The organism is Brumimicrobium aurantiacum (genome assembly GCF_003402975.1).
Taxonomy (GTDB): Bacteria; Bacteroidota; Bacteroidia; order Flavobacteriales_D; family Crocinitomicaceae; genus Brumimicrobium; species Brumimicrobium aurantiacum.
The window spans coordinates 211,875-230,906 of the sequence record NZ_QURB01000005.1 but is presented as its reverse complement, the minus strand read 5'-3'; the positions used below and the strand labels follow the sequence as shown (position 1 = coordinate 230,906).

Sequence of the window (19,032 nt, the reverse complement as noted above, 5' to 3'; positions counted from 1 at the left end):
AGAAAGTGAATTGTAAGGAATGGCGAATTTAAAAGAAATAAAAAACCGTATTACTTCTATCTCTTCAACGATGCAGATTACGCAAGCCATGAAGTTGGTTTCTGCTGCAAAATTGAAGCGAGCGTTGGACGCGATTACACAAATGCGCCCTTACGCAGAAAAAATCCAGGAAATTCTTGGAAACGTTAGTGCTACGCTTGATCTTTCTGAAAATAGATATGCAGAGCAACGTGACGTTGAAAGCGTATTGATTATTGGTGTATCTTCTAACAGAGGTTTGTGTGGTGGTTTTAACAATAATATTACTAAACGAGTTAATGAGCTTTTAGCCAATGACTTGAAAGGTAAAAAAGTTGAATTGTTAACTATCGGGAAAAAAGTGAATGACGCTTTCAAAAACGGTGGCTTAATAAACCGTCCTGAAACGCTAAGTAATGCATCAGCAATTTTCGAAGACTTAACTTTCGACCATGTTTCTGAATACGCACAGTATGCAATGGATAGCTTCATCGATGGTAAATACGATAAAGTAATCATAGTATATAACGAATTCAAGAATGCAGCTGTTCAAATTATTCGTGATCAACAATTGTTACCTATCGTTCCTTCAAATGTTGAAGACGAAGGAAATGAAATTGGTGACTATATTTTTGAGCCTTCAAAACTTGAAATTATCGGTGATTTAATTCCAAAATCTTTGAAACTACAATTGTTTAAAGCTGTACTAGATTCAAATGCATCTGAACATGGTGCACGTATGACTGCAATGCACAAAGCGACAGATAACGCTACTGAATTACAACGTGATCTTAAACTTCAATACAATAAAGCGCGTCAAGCTGCCATTACAAACGAAATCCTTGAGATCGTTGGTGGAGCAGAAGCGTTGAATGGATAGGCAATTACGAATAGTAAGAATTATTAATTACGAATTATGAAGTTCGTGATATAGAGTTTAAAAAAGGTGTTTCGAAAGAAGCGCCTTTTTTTGTTTTTTTGCAAGTATGCTTGACCTACTAGGGCAAGCATACTTGCATGCAAAAAGTCCGGAAATGAATTGTTATATTTGTAAATAATAAGATAGAACACAAATCAAAAATGCAGGTTCAAATTCCTTTAATTAAACAGTTAAAATCCTATAACGGCAATACCTTTGTCAAAGATTTAATTGGAGGTTTAACGGTTGGTGTGATGCTGATTCCTCAAGGAATGGCTTATGCTTATTTGGCCGAAATCCCACCTGTGTACGGTTTGTATGCTTCTATTATTCCCTTGTTGGTTTACATGCTTTTAGGCACATCAATTTATACCGCAATTGGCCCTGCAGCTTTAACCTCCTTACTTGCTTTTTCTGGTTTAAATCATGCGGGTATAACTGATCCTGATGAATTTATAAATGCTGTTTTTGTAATTGCATTGCTCTCCGGTTTAATCCAATTCTTAATGGGAATCTTTAAAATGGGAAGAATCGTCAATTTCATCTCTAAACCTGTATTGAAAGGATTTATTTTTGGAGCAGCACTCACCATTTTTACAAGTCAGCTGAAAAGTGCTACAGGAATTAATTTTGAAGGTAGAGGTTCTATTAATACGCTTCTTTCCTTAGGTTCTAATATTTCTTCAATTAGTTTAGCCACCTTAATTATAACTGTATTATCAATTGCTTATTTGTTTTTTATGAAGCGATTCAGCAAGAAAATACCCAACCAGTTAATCGTAATGTTGGTTTCTCTATTGGTGATGTTTTTCTTTATGAAAGACAGTACCGAGGTTGCCATTTTAGGAACGATTCCAGAGGGTTTACCTTCTTTGTCTATTCCAAGCTTCGATTGGCCACTCATTAAGTTACTTATGCCTGCAAGTATAACCATTGCCTTTATTTCTTTTGTAGAAGTCTATGCCATTGGTGTTTCTTTAGAAGATAAAGAGAATCAAGGAAATTTAAATCCAAATCAAGAGCTTATTGCAACTGGACTTTCTAAAGTTGTTGGTTCTTTCTTTTTATCTTATCCAACTTCATCCAGTTTTTCTAGATCAGCAGTTAATAAACAAGCAGGAACTAAGACCAATTTTGCAGCCTTTTTCACTGTACTTTTAGTCGTTTTAACGCTGATTTTTCTAACACCTTACTTTTATTATTTGCCAAAAGCTGCATTGGCTGCAATTATCATTGTGGCCATTATTGGTTTGATGGATTTCAACTATTATCAACGCCTTTGGCAAATTGACAAACGCGACTTTTTAATGTTGGCAGTAACAACTTTAGTTACTTTTTTAGTGGGCGTGCAAGAAGGAATCATCGCTGGAGTTGTTCTTTCCATTATGTCATTGGTTTATGCCGTTTCTTACCCCCATACAGCAGAAATTGCTTTGGTTAAAGGCTCTGAAAACACTTTTCGAAATGTGAGTCGCTATTCAGAGGTAGATGTCGATGAAAGTGTTTTGATATATCGTTTTGATGCCGCATTATCTTTTGCAAATGTTCCACATTTTGTTGCTCAACTAAAAAAGTTCGAAGCACGTAAAAAGAATTTAAAAATGGTCATTGTCAATGCTGAATCTATAGACAGTATTGATACCACTTCATTGGATGCCATTAAGGATTTGGCGGAAGAATATAAAAGCAATGGAATTAGACTAACGATGGCTGGCTTAAAAGGCCCTGTGCGTGATCAATTTAAAAAAGCAGATTTATTTCATGAAATGGGCGAAGAAAACTTTTTCCCAACGGTTTCAGAAGCCATGCGTGCCTATCAAGGAAAAGAGACAACGGTAAATCAAGATATAAATTTTCAAACGAATCAAAAGAAGTAGATAATTACGAATTTTGAATTAGAAATTACGAATTAGTTTACCATTAGTAGGAGAGTTCCCTTAATTTACGCTTAAAAGCCTATTAAATCCACTTTTATCTAGTACTAAAAAATACACCTTGTTATTCATTATTTTAATATTTCTAGGTTGGTATATTTCCGATAAATCTGCGATTAATTTTGATTTTCCGTTGCTAATATTCAGAGCATAAACCTCTTTCTTTCCGTTTTTTGTTTCTATAATAAAAATTTGATTATAGAAATAATCAAAATAATAATCTCCCGAAAGGTTAGATTTTGTAGGAATTTCCTCTTTAATAGCTAAATTTCCATAGTCTAAATGAATTATACTATCACATTCACTATTTAAAACTATTAAGCTTTCTAATAACCCGAATGCCTTTATGTTTATTGGCTTTGAAGTTATTTTATCACTCCATGAAGTTAAAGACATTATCTCCTCGTTTGTATTAATTCCTTTTTGTTCAAGCCCTGTATTTGGGTGAGAGTTTAAAGACATCAAATCTCCATCCCAAAGACCCATTAAAATAACATTATCCTTCTCAGGAATTATCGACATATAATGAATTACTGTTTTATTATAGTGATACAGCGCCCTTATATATTTTTCATTTGCCAAAAAGCTATAGACTGATTCACCATTACCATTATGTATTTTTATGAGTGAATAGTATTGATTGTGCATTGAAAAATGTTCATAGACTGCGTAGTCGGCTTGTAAACTTATTGCATTTTTAAGCGTTTTATTAAAATCAGTTATAGATTCCTTTTTTTGAAATGAAAACTTATCATTAATAATATTAAACTGAACAACATTTTCTTTTCCAACTACAAAAAAATTACCCCTGGCATCTCTAAACAAGTGATCTGGATTAAAATCAAGGATTAATGAATCGATGGTTTTTTCTTTTCTCAAAAGCTTTAAGTACTTCTGTTTATTCATCCTTGTTAGTAAAACTATGCTTTTTTTTGGGTACAAACAGTAATCTAAAATAAATTCATTTTTCTCATCAAAAACTTCTTGATATTTACTTCCTATAATATCAATTTCTTCAAAATCTTGATGCTTAGGGCTGAGTGTTATTAACTGACGAATAGTGTCTTCTTTTTTTACTGAAGTTGGTATTTGAAAACCAAACGAGTTATAAAAAGGATGTTTAACTTCTAATGACGTATTATGCGTGACTTCTAATAATAGCGTCTTTTCATTCGTATGTTTTTTAATAAAAAAGCCATTTTCATAAACGGAATATCCAAAAACTGGCTGATTATTTTCATCAATTACATTAATTTCTAAATGTTGGGAGTGTGCATTTAAAAGCAAACTAAGCACAAATAATAGTAGTGTTATGTTTCTCATAGTATCTAAATTTAATCAATCTTTTCAACTCTTAAAAGCTTAAATTGAATTTTTTCAGCTATATCGAACTGATTGGGATGGGTTTAAATCCATTAATTTACGCTTAAAAGCCTATTAAATCCACTTTTATCTAGTACTAAAATACACCTTGTTATTAATAGTTTTTCACCAAATCACACCACTCATTTACCGTGGGGTTTTATAAATGTCAGCTGTATTTTAATGAAAAATAAACAAGAAAATCAAACTATTATTAAATCCAAAAAATTCGTAATTATCTATAGATCTTCATACTCTTCATAAACCATTTGCATCAAAGCATTACATCTTTTACGTTCCTGCTCCAAAACTTCTTTCTCGAATGTATTGACGATGTATTTCTGGTAATCTAAATGATAGGTAAACTTTCCTTTTGGTGTTACCCATCCAAAACCTCTTGTAGTGGCATGTAAAGCAAATTCTGGAACATTCGGATTCAATAAGTCTTTACTCCACGGATAATCATCCCCTGTGTCAACTTTCATTTGATACATTAGGGTTTGAGCGATATCAGCTTGTGAACCAACTTTGTCGATTATCATACCTTTTGCATCATCTTTTAATGCTGGACCGTACAGTAACAATGGGATTCTGTACATTTCCGAATCATTTGGATTGGTAACATAAGGAGAAGCGTGACCATGATCTGCAACAATCACAAACAAGGTGTTTTCATACCAATCTTGTTGTTTGGCTTCTTCAATAAAGTCGGCTAAACATTGATCAGCATAAATCACAGAATTCATAAAATTAGTTTCTTTCCCTGTCCATTTTTCTTTGTTGTGCCCCGGAAAATCGTAAGGTGAGTGGGTACTTCCGGTAAAAGCTCCTTCTAGAAAAGGCTCTTCTTGTTTATTTAGTTTTTCAAGAAACAACTCGAATAAAGCTTCATCATAATAATTTAACTTTCCTTTTTCAAGGCCTTCGGGAAAATCGCTTTCATCTTGGACTCGGTTAAATCCATGATCGGTAAAATAACTATTGATATTTCCATATTTTAGATCACCGCTAAATAAATACCCTGATGTATATCCGCGTGATGCGATGGATTGATTAATAGATTTTAGTTTTCTATGCTTAAATGGCTGCATAGAAATACTAATTTCAGGAAGTGCAGGATAGCCTGAAAAAATACTTGCATTTCCAATTTCAGAAGTACTTCCTGTAGCGTACAAATTAGTAAATAAAACACCCTCTTCTGATAATTTATCTAACTCTTCTGTCACCCCTGGTTTTCCCGAAAGCTTACTACTCACAGTTGAAGTCCAACTCTCTAAGATTACAAAAACAAGGTTTGGTGTGGTGTTTTCTAAAATGTAATGCTCATGTTTTTTCTCATAAGTCAAAAAGTCATTAAGAAGTTCATTGATTTCTGACTCACTGTAATCACTTAAAAACTCACCAATATTTGATCTGTTATACAAAAGAAAGCTTTTACCGAAAAAGTAAGGGGAATTAACAGCAATATCATTAATAACGTATTTTTTGGAGAAATATGCTGAATCTATATTGAGAGGAATTTGTTGGAAACCGCCTCTTCCTAGTACAAAGTAAAAACCTAATAAAAGAGGTAATATCGGTAAGAATAGTACAATTTTTGACGAAATTGGGACATTTTTGATTTTGAACTTACCTATTCTAAAGAATTTCTGTAAGATTAGTCCTCCAAAGGTAAACTCCAAAATAAAGTAAACCATAAACCATAATGTCATGCTATAATCAGCAGTTCTAAATACCTCATCAGGATGACTCAGATGCATAAATACTCTAGAAGTTAACTTGTGATTCCACTCACCATATGCGTTTATTTCACCTGCATGAATCATTGCAACCATAACCAATTCAATGAACATGACAGCTTTAAATAGCGTAAAAAATATTTTTTTATTGAAGCATAAAAAGCAGGAAATAAGCAATAATGGAACTGCACTTAGAAAACTACCAGTTGAAAGATCGATTCGAATTGAATGGAAAAATACTTGTATCCATTCCAAAGACGACACATCAGCAATTTTTGGATAATTATGAATTGAAAAAAGTATGCGTTGAAAATCAAATACTAGAATCCAAAAAGCTAGAAAAGACAAATATGCTAAACCTAATTTTTTGAAGATTTTCATAATGCGAAAAATAGAATCTAGTTTAAAAAACTATTTTTATTCAGCAGAGAATTCTAAAGATGCACATTCTGCAGCTCTTTCATGTAATTCTTGAGGCGCCATATCTTGGAAAGGGGCACAAAGTTTATCACGATTTTCTTTTGCTAGTCTTAAACTATCTTCACCAGCTTTGGTTGGTGCACGATCAAAAAAAGATGCTGAAATTCTATTGACTTCATCTCCAGCTTGAACACAATCACATAGCGGTTGATTACTACAAGAAACAAAAAAAAGAGCAGATAGGAATGTGAAAAATAATTTCATTAATCTATTGTTTTGTCCAATACTTTTGGAATTCTAAAGTAATCTGAATCTTTTTTCGGGGCATTTTTCAAGGCCTCTTCATGCGTGATGGTTTGTTTTGGAACATCCTCTCTAAGCACGTTGATTTGGTCAGACATAAAAACCAATGGTTCAACATTATCTGTATTGATTTCGTTGAGTTTTCCCATAAAATCAATGATGTTGTTCATATCGTTTTTAATGCCAGCTTTATCCTCTCCTTTAAAAGAAAGTCTAGCCAAGTGCGCAATGTGATCGATTAATTCGTCTTTAATTTCCATATTGAATCAATATAATGTGTGTACAAAATTAATGAATTTTTTGCGGTAACATAGTGTAAAGTTAATATTGCTTTGTTGAATGAACAAAACCAAGTGATCTGGTGAGTTGTAGTCATGGTGGTGTTAGTGTTTGAATAGAGTACCAAAAGCTTACTTTTAGTTAATAAAACAATACAATTTGGTTTGATTCGGTTCACGTGTCGCCACGCTGTGGCTTTTAGGTTTAGGGTTTATGTACTTTTTATTAGCGTTACGCCACGCTGTGGCTAAGCATCAAGTTATCAATTGTTTATGAATTACTTTGTGGTTCACCGTTGTGAGATACGTTTTACTTACTTGTGCTATTCTTGTTTATACATTCTACCAAGAGTTATCGTAGAATCATGTTCTCAAGTTAGATTAAGTGTTTGAATCAAGCCCACGGAGTGGGTTACACGTTAATAAAAAAACGTTTACGTTTTTTAAAGCCACTGCGTGGTGATACCTAATGCATGGGCTACTCAATTCTCATTAAGAAACTACTTTTCCAAGTAAGAATCTATAACTTGGAATGTCTTCTCTTTAACTGTTGCTATCTCATTTTCTTGAATTTCCTCCTTAGAAATCAAGTCATGAATTTTAATTTTTATTAAACCTGGCATTGCAGATCCATAAAAGTCTTCAGGTTCAGAAAAAAACTTATAATGATTGATAAAAGTAATGGGAAGAATCGCACAATTGGAAGATTTAGCCAGTTGAAAAGCACCATCTTTGAAAGGAGCTAATTTTGGAGCTTCATCTGGTATCCCACCTTCAGGGAATATTACAATACTCCATCCCTTTTTTAAACATTTCTTTGCTTGAATAAATGACTTTGCAGAACGGATACTGCTTTTTCTATCAACTGGAATATTTAATTTCTTAAAAAAAGTTTTAACCAAAGGATATTTTAATATTTCTGATTTCCCCATAAAAAGAAATTTTTGATGTGGCAGTATACTGTATAAAATGAAGATATCAAGGTAAGATGTGTGGTTTCCAATAATTACAAAAGGCGCTTCAGTTTTTAGAATGTCTCTATTCGTTTCCACTGCATAAAAGCAAAATACACGCATGCATCTCGACCACAAAATGTTGATTTTAAAACTGAAAGGTTTTAATTTTTCAAAGGATAGAACAAAATAAAGAAAAGGGTAAAAAAAGAGTAGGGTTATGCCAAACACTATTCCGATATAGAGTTTCCATGTATAGTAGAGTATTCCTTTAATAAATTTCATTTCTATATTAAATCCTTCCAAATATAAATATTTTGCCTATGTCTACCACAAAAGTTTATTTTTGTATTCACTAATTTATTTATTCAAAAACCAGTTTTATTATGGCAAGAGTTTTAACAGGTATTCAAAGTACTGGAGTTCCGCATTTAGGAAATCTATTAGGTGCTATTATACCCGCAATTAAAATGGCGAATAGCAGTGAAAATGAATCTTATCTTTTCATTGCCAATTTACATTCTTTGACAACGATTAAAGATGGAGACACATTAAGAGAAAATACTTATGGTGTTGCTGCTGCCTGGCTTGCTTTCGGACTAAACCCTGAAAAAACTGTTTTTTATCGTCAAAGTGATGTTGCTGAAGTAGCTGAACTTTCTTGGTATTTAATGTGTCACTTTCAATATCAACGTTTAACCTTGGCGCATTCTTTCAAAGATAAAGCTGGTCGAACAACAGATATTAATGCTGGATTATTTAATTATCCAATGTTGATGGCTGCAGATATTTTATTGTATGATGCAGAAGAAGTTCCTGTAGGGAAAGATCAAATGCAACACCTTGAAATGACACGTGATGTTGCTCAAAAATTAAATACCAGTACCGGGAAAGATTTATTGGTATTGCCTGAAGCAAAAATTGAAGAAAACGTAAAACTTATTCCCGGAACCGATGGTGGGAAAATGAGTAAGTCTAGAAATAACTTTATCAATATTTTCTTACCCGACAAAAAGTTGAGAAAGCAAGTAATGAAAATTGAAACAGACAGCACACCAATGGAAGATCCAAAAGATCCAGAAACGTGCAATGTTTACGCAATTTATAAGCTTTTGGGAACTGAAGAAGAAGTTCAAGCACTGGGCGATAAATATCGTGCAGGGAACTTTGGTTATGGTCACGCTAAACAAGCATTGTATGAATTGATTGTTGAGAAATTTAAGGTTGAACGTGAAAAATTCAACTATTTCATGGAGAATAGAGATGAAGTTGACGCTATTTTGAAAACAGGAGCTGAAAAAGCAAGAAAAGTTGCGCAACAAACCCTTCAAAGGGTAAGAACTGAATTAGGGTACTAGTTTTTTTATAAAAACGAAACCGTTTTGATAGCTCGTTTGAGGAGTAAGAAAACAAATGGTTATTTAAATTTAATAGACTTAAGTTTTTTCAGTTTTCTATTTTTCGTTATATTTAGAATTGAAAACTAATTATTAATAACAAAAAACCTCTCAGCTTGCAATTTGAGAAAATTTAAAACCACGTCCACCGGGATGTGGTTTTTTTAGTTTTAGGAATAATACCTTCACCACAGATGAAATTAGTATTGAGTACCAAGTGAGAACATACAGCGTTTCAGAGCGAGAAACAGAACGAAATCCGAAAGTGTTCGGATGATGTTTTAAATTTCACCGCAGGTGAAAATCACCGCGAACTAAACTCTCTGCGTCCCGACAATTTTAAATGGCTCTGGGTGTCTCCGCGTAACCTTTGCGCATCTCCGAGGTAAAACCCACACTCCAGGTGAGTATTGAGAAAGAGCATACAGCGCGAGAAACAAAATGAGAAGTAAGGTGCTGAAATCACCGCGAACTCTACCACTGCAAAACTCAGCGTAACCTTTGCGTATCTCTGCGGTAAAAACAACTTGTTACCAATATATTTGATGACGTTATAAACCCCACCTTTTAAAACAAGAAACAGTGTTTCAATTCACCCAAGAACCATTATATTTGTTTTTGAAGAAAATCCATGGAGCATAAAATCACATCTACAATAATTACATTCAATGAAGAACGAAATATTGAGCGTTGTATAGACGCTTTAGTTCCAATTTCAGACGAAATTATTGTACTCGACTCTTTTTCAACAGATGAAACAGTTGCCATTTGTAAGCGCAAAAATGTGCGTATTGAACAACGAGAATGGAAAGGTTATTCTAGCGCAAAGAATTACTTAAATCAACTGGCGAGTTATGAATATATTTTTTCAGTTGATGCCGACGAAGCTCCCGATACCGAGATGCAAAATGAGATTTTAAAAATCAAAGCATTGGGTTTAACAGGAATCTACGAGGTAAACCGAATGACCAATTATTGTGGGAAATGGATTAAGCACTCGGGTTGGTATCCAGATGTGAAAACTCGTATTTTTCCTAAATCTACTAGTCAATGGGAAGGCGCTTATGTTCATGAGGAATTAGTTGTTAAAGGAAATCCTAAACCTGAAAGAATAAAGGGTCATTTACTTCATTATTCTTATTATTCGCAAGAAGATCACCGTCAAAGAGCGGACAAATATTCTGAATTGACGGCCATCAAAATGTATAAAAGAGGAAAGCGTGTTGGACCTTTGAAGCCATACATTAGTGCATTGGGTAGGTTTGTAGCCATGTTTATCATTAAAGCAGGATTCTTGGATGGTATAGCAGGATTCACAATAGCTCGTATTTCGGCTTTGTCTAACATTTATAAATACAAAGAATTAAGAAGGTTACAACATGAAAGCAACAATTGATTTATCTCATAAAACAGTACTCATTAGTCGTACGGATAGTATTGGAGATGTGGTATTGACACTTCCTTTAGTTGGTTGGATAAAAGAAAGGTTTCCAACATCTCGTGTTTTGTTTTTGGGTAAATCGTACACCAAAGATGTTTTAGAATGTTCGCCTAATATTGATCAAATCATTACCTTGGATGAATGGGAAAAAGTCTCATTTGAAGAACAAATCAAATTGGTTAAAGCATTAAATATTTTTGCATTTATTCATGTTTTTCCGAATAAACATTTGGCAAAACTGGCAAAAGCTGCAGAAATTCCTCACCGAGTAGGAACCTCCCATCGTTTATACCATCTTTTTACATGTAATGTTCGACCAAGTTTTACACGAAAGAAGTCTAACTTCCATGAAGCACAATTGAATTTCGAATTGATGAGAAAATTTGGAGTACAAACTTTACCGAATCGCAATGAGCTGATGAAGTACATTGGGAGCTTTAAACCTCAAGTTGAGGTACCGGTTCAATTAAAAGAAGTTTTAAAAGAGGGAAAGCGGGTGATTTTACATACCAAATCTCAAGGTTCTGCCGTTGAGTGGCCCATTGATAAGTATATCGCATTGGCCAATATTCTTGTTGTAAAAGGCCATACTGTTTATTTCTCAGGAACGGAGAAGGAAGGGGAGTTATTCCGTGATGCACTGCCAACTCATCCAAACATTATTGATATTTCAGGGAAAAGTAGTTTAGCCGAATTTATAGCCTTTATCGAATCGTGTGATGTATTGGTGGCGTGTAGTACAGGTCCTTTACACTTAGCCTCTATTTTAGGTAAGAAAGCCATAGGATTATATACTGATTTAAGGCCAATGCATCCTGGTAGATGGGCGCCAATTGGGAGTATGAGTAAGGTATTAACTGCAACTCAAGCTGCGGAACCGTCACTATCAGATATAGAGCGTATTTCTATCGAATCTGTCTTTCAAGTGATTGATAAATAGTGTTGTAAACAAAAAAAAGTCCCTTTAAAAAAGGAACTCAAGTTGAGGTTCGTCTAAATTAATTTAGACGAAAAACATATTTTAAAAGAAAATAGTCTTACTTAATTTTTGAAGGATCGTTTTTCGCTTCGTTGTTGTACTTCGCTTGTAAGCGTAGCCAAATAAACAAACCGATAAACCCAAGAACGATTACGCTATAGTTAAACACGTTCCCAACCACTTCAAATAATATTTCAGTTGTCCATAAAAGACCATCTCCTATTTGATTAACAATTTCATTGTAAGTCATAACAAAATATTTAAAGCACAAATATAATATTTTTCCAATTGAATTTTTAAAAACGCTATATTTATCTGAATGATTAAATACATTTGCTTTTTGGTTAATAAAATTCGAACATGATAAAATATTTTGCTAATAATAACTCCTTGGTTGTTGTGCTCATCCCGATTTTTGTAGCATTACACATGTTATTGGATAATTTCTTTCCATCATTTAGCATGACTACAATCGGACAAGAGAATTTATGGAACTTAGACTTTACGGTGTTCAATCTTTTAACTTCTCGAATTTTAGCTTTTATTTTTATTTGTGTTAATGCTATTCTACTGAATTTTATATTTAATTCCTTGTCCTTCTATGACAAGTATATATACCTTCCCAGTCTTACTTATGTTTTCTTAGTTTTTCTTTTTCCCATCAGTCTAAGATTTGGAGAAGACCTTGTGGCTCACTTTTTATTTATTCTTTCCTTTTATAATTTACTTCAAATTCAACAGAATGATGATGCAAGAAACAACGCTTTTTTAAGTGGATTGTTTTTAGGCTCAGCTGCAACTTTTTTACCCGCTTACACCTTATTTGTATTTATAATTTGGTTTGGATTATTTACTATCAGACCTTTTGTTTGGCGTGAATATTTATTGCCGATTATTGGGTTTGTGTTCCCTTTTTTGTGGGTTATTTTAGTCAATCCCTTTTTTTTAGAAGAAATGTTCTCATTTAGCTCCTATTTGTCCCATTCCAATATTGGAGATTTTGTGATTTATGCTGCCTATTTAATAGTTTTGGTTATCACTTTGTTGGCCAATAAAAAAGTTTTAGCACGTCGGTTGAAAAGTTCAATTCGCTACAAAAGAATCATGTCGGTAACCTTTGTTTCGTTATTGTATGCAGCAACAATTAGTACTTTTATATTATTATTTTACGATACCTACTTTTACTTTACAATTGCTATAGCTATTCTGCCATTTATTCTGCCGTATGCATTTCTAAACATTAAAAGGAAATGGATTCCAAACACTTTATTCTATTTGTTGATTCTGCTCAATATATTGAAGTTCTTGTATTAAAGCGTTACTATTAACTATCGCTCTTGTTTTCAGATCTCTCTGAATTTAGTGTTAACACTGACTTCATGTGGGATTAACATATCTAGTATTTATTCACAAAGGGTTAATCTAAACATAAAAAACATGCTATATGCAAAGGGTAATTTCGCAGCAAAAACACACAAATGCGAAAAATTTTACTTTTTATTGGTGCAATAACCTCCTTTTATGGTTCGGCACAAATTGATGTTAATCAAACTAATCATGTTTATACTCAGGATTTTAACGGCTTGGCTAGTACTGGAACCACAAATAATTACTCAACTTTACCCTCAGGATGGGTTGCTCTAGAAACAGGTTCAAATGCAGATGATATTTATCGCGCATCAGATGGTTATTATTCTGGAGGTGATTTGTATAGTTTAGGTACAATCGGTTCAACAGAACGTGCTTTAGGATCAGTAGGAAGTGGTTCTAATCCACAAGTTTATTTCGCTTGTCAATTTGTTAATCAAACAACCACAACCATAAATTCAGTTGAAATCAACTTTAATGGTGAGTTATGGCGAGTTGGTAACCCTACGCGTTCAACGGGTCCAGATACTTTACGATTTTCTTATGGTATTAATCCAACAAGTATTGATAATAATGCAGCCTTTACTTATGAATCATCAATGTTTTTCGTAAGTCCAGCGGCTCCAACTGCAACAGCAAACACAGAAGCGGATGGTAACTTAGCAGCCAATCAAACTTCATTGTCTGGGGTGTTAAATATAAACCTTGCTCCTCAAGATACCTTATGGTTGAGATGGCGAGATGATAATTCTTCAAGTTATGATGACGCCTTGGGTGTTGACGATTTAACGGTAGAGTTTTCAGCACAGCCTACTGTAAATACACAGTTGTTTAATCAGTTTGAATTGATGAATACTTATTATGATGAAGATTTTGATGGACTTCAGCATGAATATAGTGGAAATTCCGATTTTTCAACTTTACCAAATGGATGGTATGCTTATGAGGAAGGTGGAAATGCAAATCAAGAATATACTGTTTCCTATGGAGAATTTGGTGGTGGAAACCTTTACAGTTTTGGAGATAGTGCTTCAACAGAAAGAGCATTAGGTTCTATTGGTTCTGGAAGTGTTTATAAATCTCATATTGGTACAGCATACATTAATACAACTTCAAATGTAATTGAAAATGTTGAAGTAAGTTTTACAGGGGAAATGTGGCGTCAAGGTAGACCTGCAAGAACAACCGGTCCAGATACACTTCACTTTTCTTATGCTGTTAATGCAGATGGAATTGATCAAGGAAATTATCAAGATTTATCTTTATTGAATTTCTTTTCTCCTGTGATTGATGGAATACTTCAATCACCAATGGATGGAAATGCAATTGACAATAAAACAGAATTGTTGGCTGTAATAGGTAATTTGAGTCTACAACCAATGGATACGCTATGGGTTCGATGGACGGATTTTAATTCTTCAAGTTATGATGATGGATTGGCAATTGATGACTTTTCAATAGCTGCAATAACCACAGCAAATATATTAAACGTTGAATTCCTTAATTCTTCAACAACTTTCAACGAAGATGACGGAATTGTTGATGTTCCTTTAGTGATTCACAATAAAAACAACTTTCTTTCTCAAGTAGAGGTGAGAATCATGGATGAAGGAAATGTTAATTTGAGTAATGATATTGATATTGTTGAAAGTACAATTTCATTTCCATTGACAGGAACAGACAGTATTGCTAACTTTCAATTCAATATTTTAAATAGTGAGCCTTTCGAAGGTCAAGAATATTTTGTGCTTGAAATCACAAATCCAGCAAATGCTTTCTTGGGAACGAATATCTACGATACAATCTATATTGATAATTATGACTACCCTTTATTACCAATTGCTGACCTGAAAAATATAGATAATGATGGAGTAGCAACCGGCATGGGAATGAATGTGCAGATTAACGGTGTTGTTCATGGAATTAATTACAATACTATTGGAGGAGTTGATTTTTATGTTTTGGAGAACGGTAAAGGTATCAATGTTTATTCTATGGATCCAAATCAAAATTATATTCCAAACGAAGGAGATGAAGTAAATGTTTGGGGAAGAATTAGTCAGTTTAGAGGTTTAATTAGACTTGACCAATTGGATTCAATTGCAATGGTTTCTAGTAATAATACACTTGAAACACCAAACGATTTAACTGTAATTTCAGAATCAAACGAAGGAGAATACGCAAAAATTGAATCACTTCAACTAGTGCCTGCAATATCAGTTTGGCCAACAAACCAAGTGGTTTATGCCGAGAATATAAACACAGGAGATACAGTAGCTTTATTTGTTGGAGGAAATTCTGATCTTGCTCAAACAAGTGCACCAGAAGGTGTTTTCTCTGCTGTAGGAATTGGTTCACAATATGCAAGTTCAACAGATGCTCCATTTGAGGATGGATATAGATTAATGCTTGTTAATAAAAAAGATGTAAGTGTTTTAAATCTAAAAGATGAAATGTCGCTTCAGCTTAATGTTTATCCTAATCCTGCAAATGATCAAATTTCGATTGATGGAATTACAACGCAAGTTACGCTTAGTATTTATGCTTTAGATGGCCGTGAGGTTTTAACCAAAACACATTTTCCAAATGAAAAACTCAACATTTCTAATCTAGAAGCAGCATCATATATATTGAAAGTTGTCTTGGATGATACTGTATTTACAACAACCTTAATCAAGCAATAAAATGAGAAGATTAGTCGCAATATTATTCCTTATTTCAGCTGGATTTACCTTTGCTCAAAATGGATTTACTCATGGACCTGATCAAGGAATAGAACAAAGTTATTTCGATCCTAGTTTAGCACCGTTTTATCATGGAGTAGCTTCTGGTGATCCTTTGGAAGACCGTGTAATTATCTGGACTCGAGTAACACCAGCAAAGGATACTTTAGTGCCAGTAAATTGGGTGATGGCCCTTGATACAGGTTTCCAAAATGTTGTAGCCCGTGGAAGTTACGAAACGGATTACACCAAAGATTACACTGTGAAGATTGATGTGAAAGCATTGCAACCAAATACAACCTATTATTATCATTTCTCTGCGCTAAATAAAAATAGTGTAACAGGAAGAACAAGAACTTTACCGGGTAACAATACCCAACATGTTCGCTTGGCATTTGGTTCATGCAGTAACTATCAAATGGGCTATTTTAATTCCTACAAGAAAATTGCGGAGCGTAATGACTTAGATGCTGTGCTTCACCTTGGAGATTACATTTATGAATATGCAACTTATGGTTACGGATATTCCGTTGAAATTGGACGTGAGCATAGACCAAATCATGAAATTTTAACTTTGGATGATTATCGAATTCGTCATAATTTCTACAAGTTAGATCCAGACTTAAAAGCAGCACATCAGCAACATCCATTTATTTGTATTTGGGACGATCATGAAATCGCTAATAATACCTATGAAACTGGAGCTGCAAATCATCAAGAATTATCAGAAGGTGATTTTCAAACAAGAAAAGAAGGTGCGATTCGTGCTTATTTGGAATGGATGCCGATTCGTCACCCTGAATTTACTGGTGATCCAAAAATTTACAGAAGCTTCTCCTTTGGTGATTTACTTGATTTACACATGTTAGATACACGTGTGGAGGATAGAGATCAGCCAGCAATCAACGTTCAAGACCCATTATTTAACGATACTTCAAGATTGTTGTTAGGTGATGTTCAACGTAACTGGTTGTTTGATAAAATGGATGAATCAGATGCTACTTGGAGAATAATTGGAAATCAAATTATGATTTCTGAAACAGGTGAAAATGATGCTGATATGGATTCTTGGACAGGTTATCCTTATGAGCGTCAATTGGTGATTGATAAATTAAAGTCCTACACCGATAAAAACAGTGTTGTACTCACTGGTGATACGCACAGGAGTTGGGCTTTTGATTTATCGGAGCATCCTTTTGATGGAACGAGTTATGAACCATTGACAGGGCAAGGTACATTCGGAGTTGAAATTTGTTCTCCAAGTTTAGCTTCTCCAAATCGAAATGAAAGTAATCCAGGAACGAGTCAGTTGCCGGATCAAATGGCTTTATTGGTTGAGAACCCGCACTTAAGATATGTTGATTTGGATAACCATGGTTACGTGATTTTAGATATCACAGATTTGAAGATGCAAGCAGATTTCTTTTATACTGAAACAACAGTTCCGAATTCTACAAAAGATAGTTTAGCGAGAAGTGTTTTCACCTATGTTAATGAAGGATATTTGCAAGAGGCATTGAGTGCTGCAACAGGGAAAGAAAATCAAATGATTCCAGCACCTTCAACTCCAAGACCGTACAGTGATTCAACACCAACACTAGGATTAGAGCAAGGTTCTAATTACTTTTTAAGTGGCGTGTATCCTAATCCTTCAAGTGGACAATTTACCTTAGGGCTTACAAATAATACAGAAGAAGTAATTGATTTGAAAGTATTCGATTTGAAAGGAAGACTAGTTTTAGATAAAGCAATGAATATTCCAAGTGGAAATCACAAGATTGTTTTTAACCTTGATAAGGAATCAAAAGGTGTTTATATATTGAAAATCAACTCAAAAAACGGGACCCTTAGTACTCGTAAATTGGTAAAAAAATAAACCGTTACAACTACTACAAGTTAAAGCTTCATTGTACTTAGTGCAATGAGGCTTTATTTTTTTAATTCATAGCCACAGCTCTTGCAAAATTGTGCTGTTTTTTCGTGGCCTGTTTCTCCACAATTGTGACATTCGAATTCTTTCACATCACCTGATTTTAATGAAGTGAATTCTGAAGAAACAATGCCTGTTGGGACAGCTATAATGGCGTATCCAAACAACATGATGAAGGAGGCTAAAGCTTGTCCTAAGGGTGTCACCGGCGCGATGTCTCCATATCCTACAGTAGTAATTGTAATAATCGCCCAATACACACTTCTTGGAATACTTGTAAAACCGGCTTCTTTTGGTTCAATCACATACATTAAACCACCTAAAATAATCACGATGGTAAGAATTGAAATTAAGAAAACAGTAATTTTATGACGGCTGTTTTTTAAGGCTTCCCCCAATATATCCGCCCCTAGCATGTATCTACTGAGTCTTAAAATTCTGAATATTCGCAAAAATCGAATAGATCGCAATAACATAAGAGATGTAGTTCCATCTACAAATAAACTTAAATAGGATGGTAGAATTGACAAAAAGTCGACAATTCCCATAAATGAAAAAATATAGGTCATCGGCTTCCTCAAACTGATGATGCGAAGTATATATTCGATTGTGAAAAATATGGTGATGATCCACTCCAAGGTAAAGAATGTAAAGCTGTATTTTAAATTCAGGTAGGAAACACTTTCGAGCATTACGATAATGATGGAAAGTAAAATGGTAATCAATAAGATGATGTCAAAATTCTTTCCTGCTTTGGTGTAGGTACCATAAATAACCTCTTGAATTTTTAATTGCCATGGGCTGAGCTTAAACTCCTTTTCCCTAAATGATAATGTCTTGTGAATTCGATTTTTCATAGTTAACTCCCACTGAGAACCTAAATGTACTTATTTTTATTTGATTCATTGGCTTGTAAACAGGTCTTTGAAGAAGCCTTTACGGACTTAATAGGCGATTATTTTAACCTCGTTTGATTATTAGGAGCTTCTTAGATGTGCTCATTTGGTACTTATTCTTCAATAATTTGTATTTTTGAAAACATGAATATACAAGAGTTGATTCAACGTAGATTTACAGGAGAACTCAACAATGAAGCTGAATATATAGAGCTTCTGGTTCAAGTTTTTGCGGTACTAATCATAGGATTGGTATTGTGGAGAATTATGGCCGTTTTTCATAAAAAGAAAAAAGCCAAACGAAAACCTAGTGTTTATTTTGATTCCACTTTTTCAAAGAGTTGGAAGAAGAAATAATGCAGAAAATCAATT

16 protein-coding genes are annotated in these 19,032 nt (G+C 33.9%); 9 read left to right on the top strand and 7 right to left on the bottom strand.

Going from position 1 to position 19,032, the window contains the following annotated elements:
• Nucleotides 1-19: 19 nt before the first annotated feature.
• Nucleotides 20-898: an ATP synthase F1 subunit gamma gene (gene atpG, locus DXU93_RS09715; RefSeq protein WP_116881091.1), complete on the top strand. Its 879-nt coding sequence runs from the start codon at nucleotides 20-22 to the stop codon at nucleotides 896-898.
• A 200-nt stretch (nucleotides 899-1,098) separates the two neighbouring features.
• Nucleotides 1,099-2,814, top strand: a complete 1,716-nt coding sequence (locus DXU93_RS09710; RefSeq protein ID WP_116881090.1) for a SulP family inorganic anion transporter — start codon at nucleotides 1,099-1,101, stop codon at nucleotides 2,812-2,814.
• A gap of 60 nt (nucleotides 2,815-2,874) precedes the next feature.
• Here DXU93_RS09710 and DXU93_RS09705 read toward each other — a convergent pair whose 3' ends face one another.
• The 5 genes from DXU93_RS09705 to DXU93_RS09685 form a co-directional block, all read right to left on the bottom strand.
• Nucleotides 2,875-4,194, bottom strand: a complete 1,320-nt coding sequence (locus DXU93_RS09705) for a hypothetical protein (RefSeq protein WP_116881089.1) — start codon at nucleotides 4,192-4,194, stop codon at nucleotides 2,875-2,877.
• Nucleotides 4,195-4,472: 278 nt separating this feature from the next.
• Nucleotides 4,473-6,353 (bottom strand): LTA synthase family protein, encoded by a 1,881-nt coding sequence (locus DXU93_RS09700; RefSeq protein WP_116881088.1) that lies wholly within the window; start codon nucleotides 6,351-6,353, stop codon nucleotides 4,473-4,475.
• Nucleotides 6,354-6,389: 36 nt separating this feature from the next.
• Entirely contained in the window at nucleotides 6,390-6,656 is a 267-nt protein-coding gene (locus tag DXU93_RS09695) for a hypothetical protein (RefSeq protein WP_116881087.1), read from the bottom strand.
• Nucleotides 6,656-6,955: an Asp-tRNA(Asn)/Glu-tRNA(Gln) amidotransferase subunit GatC gene (gene gatC / locus DXU93_RS09690; RefSeq protein WP_116881086.1), complete on the bottom strand. Its 300-nt coding sequence runs from the start codon at nucleotides 6,953-6,955 to the stop codon at nucleotides 6,656-6,658. Before gatC ends, DXU93_RS09695 begins: the two co-directional genes overlap by 1 nt.
• A 518-nt stretch (nucleotides 6,956-7,473) precedes the next feature.
• Complete coding sequence (locus DXU93_RS09685) at nucleotides 7,474-8,049, bottom strand: lysophospholipid acyltransferase family protein (protein ID WP_240623449.1); 576 nt, start codon at nucleotides 8,047-8,049, stop codon at nucleotides 7,474-7,476.
• 263 nt (nucleotides 8,050-8,312) lie between these two features.
• Between DXU93_RS09685 and trpS the strand changes: the two genes are divergently transcribed.
• From trpS to DXU93_RS09670, 3 genes are all read left to right on the top strand, one after another.
• On the top strand, nucleotides 8,313-9,284 hold the full coding sequence (gene trpS, locus DXU93_RS09680) for a tryptophan--tRNA ligase (protein ID WP_116881084.1): 972 nt from the start codon (nucleotides 8,313-8,315) through the stop codon (nucleotides 9,282-9,284).
• Between the two features lie 670 nt (nucleotides 9,285-9,954).
• Nucleotides 9,955-10,719: a glycosyltransferase family 2 protein gene (locus DXU93_RS09675; RefSeq protein ID WP_116881083.1), complete on the top strand. Its 765-nt coding sequence runs from the start codon at nucleotides 9,955-9,957 to the stop codon at nucleotides 10,717-10,719.
• Nucleotides 10,703-11,704, top strand: a complete 1,002-nt coding sequence (locus tag DXU93_RS09670; RefSeq protein WP_116881082.1) for a glycosyltransferase family 9 protein — start codon at nucleotides 10,703-10,705, stop codon at nucleotides 11,702-11,704. Before DXU93_RS09675 ends, DXU93_RS09670 begins: the two co-directional genes overlap by 17 nt.
• 97 nt (nucleotides 11,705-11,801) lie before the next feature.
• Here DXU93_RS09670 and DXU93_RS09665 read toward each other — a convergent pair whose 3' ends face one another.
• Entirely contained in the window at nucleotides 11,802-11,993 is a 192-nt protein-coding gene (locus DXU93_RS09665; protein WP_116881081.1) for a hypothetical protein, read from the bottom strand.
• Between the two features lie 110 nt (nucleotides 11,994-12,103).
• On the opposite strand from DXU93_RS09665, the gene DXU93_RS09660 reads away from it, so the two are divergent.
• From DXU93_RS09660 to DXU93_RS09650, 3 genes are all read left to right on the top strand, one after another.
• Entirely contained in the window at nucleotides 12,104-13,057 is a 954-nt protein-coding gene (locus DXU93_RS09660) for a hypothetical protein (RefSeq protein WP_116881080.1), read from the top strand.
• 164 nt (nucleotides 13,058-13,221) lie between these two features.
• Nucleotides 13,222-15,795 carry a T9SS type A sorting domain-containing protein gene (locus DXU93_RS09655; RefSeq protein ID WP_116881079.1) on the top strand — a complete coding sequence of 858 codons (2,574 nt, stop codon included), beginning with the start codon at nucleotides 13,222-13,224 and terminating at the stop codon, nucleotides 15,793-15,795.
• A 1-nt stretch (nucleotide 15,796) separates the two neighbouring features.
• On the top strand, nucleotides 15,797-17,710 hold the full coding sequence (locus tag DXU93_RS09650) for an alkaline phosphatase D family protein (protein WP_116881078.1): 1,914 nt from the start codon (nucleotides 15,797-15,799) through the stop codon (nucleotides 17,708-17,710).
• A 53-nt stretch (nucleotides 17,711-17,763) separates the two neighbouring features.
• On the opposite strand, the gene DXU93_RS09645 is transcribed toward DXU93_RS09650, so the two are convergent.
• On the bottom strand, nucleotides 17,764-18,621 hold the full coding sequence (locus DXU93_RS09645; protein ID WP_116881077.1) for an ion transporter: 858 nt from the start codon (nucleotides 18,619-18,621) through the stop codon (nucleotides 17,764-17,766).
• Nucleotides 18,622-18,804: 183 nt separating this feature from the next.
• On the opposite strand from DXU93_RS09645, the gene DXU93_RS09640 reads away from it, so the two are divergent.
• Nucleotides 18,805-19,017 carry a hypothetical protein gene (locus DXU93_RS09640; RefSeq protein ID WP_116881076.1) on the top strand — a complete coding sequence of 71 codons (213 nt, stop codon included), beginning with the start codon at nucleotides 18,805-18,807 and terminating at the stop codon, nucleotides 19,015-19,017.
• The last annotated feature ends 15 nt before the right edge of the window (nucleotides 19,018-19,032 follow it).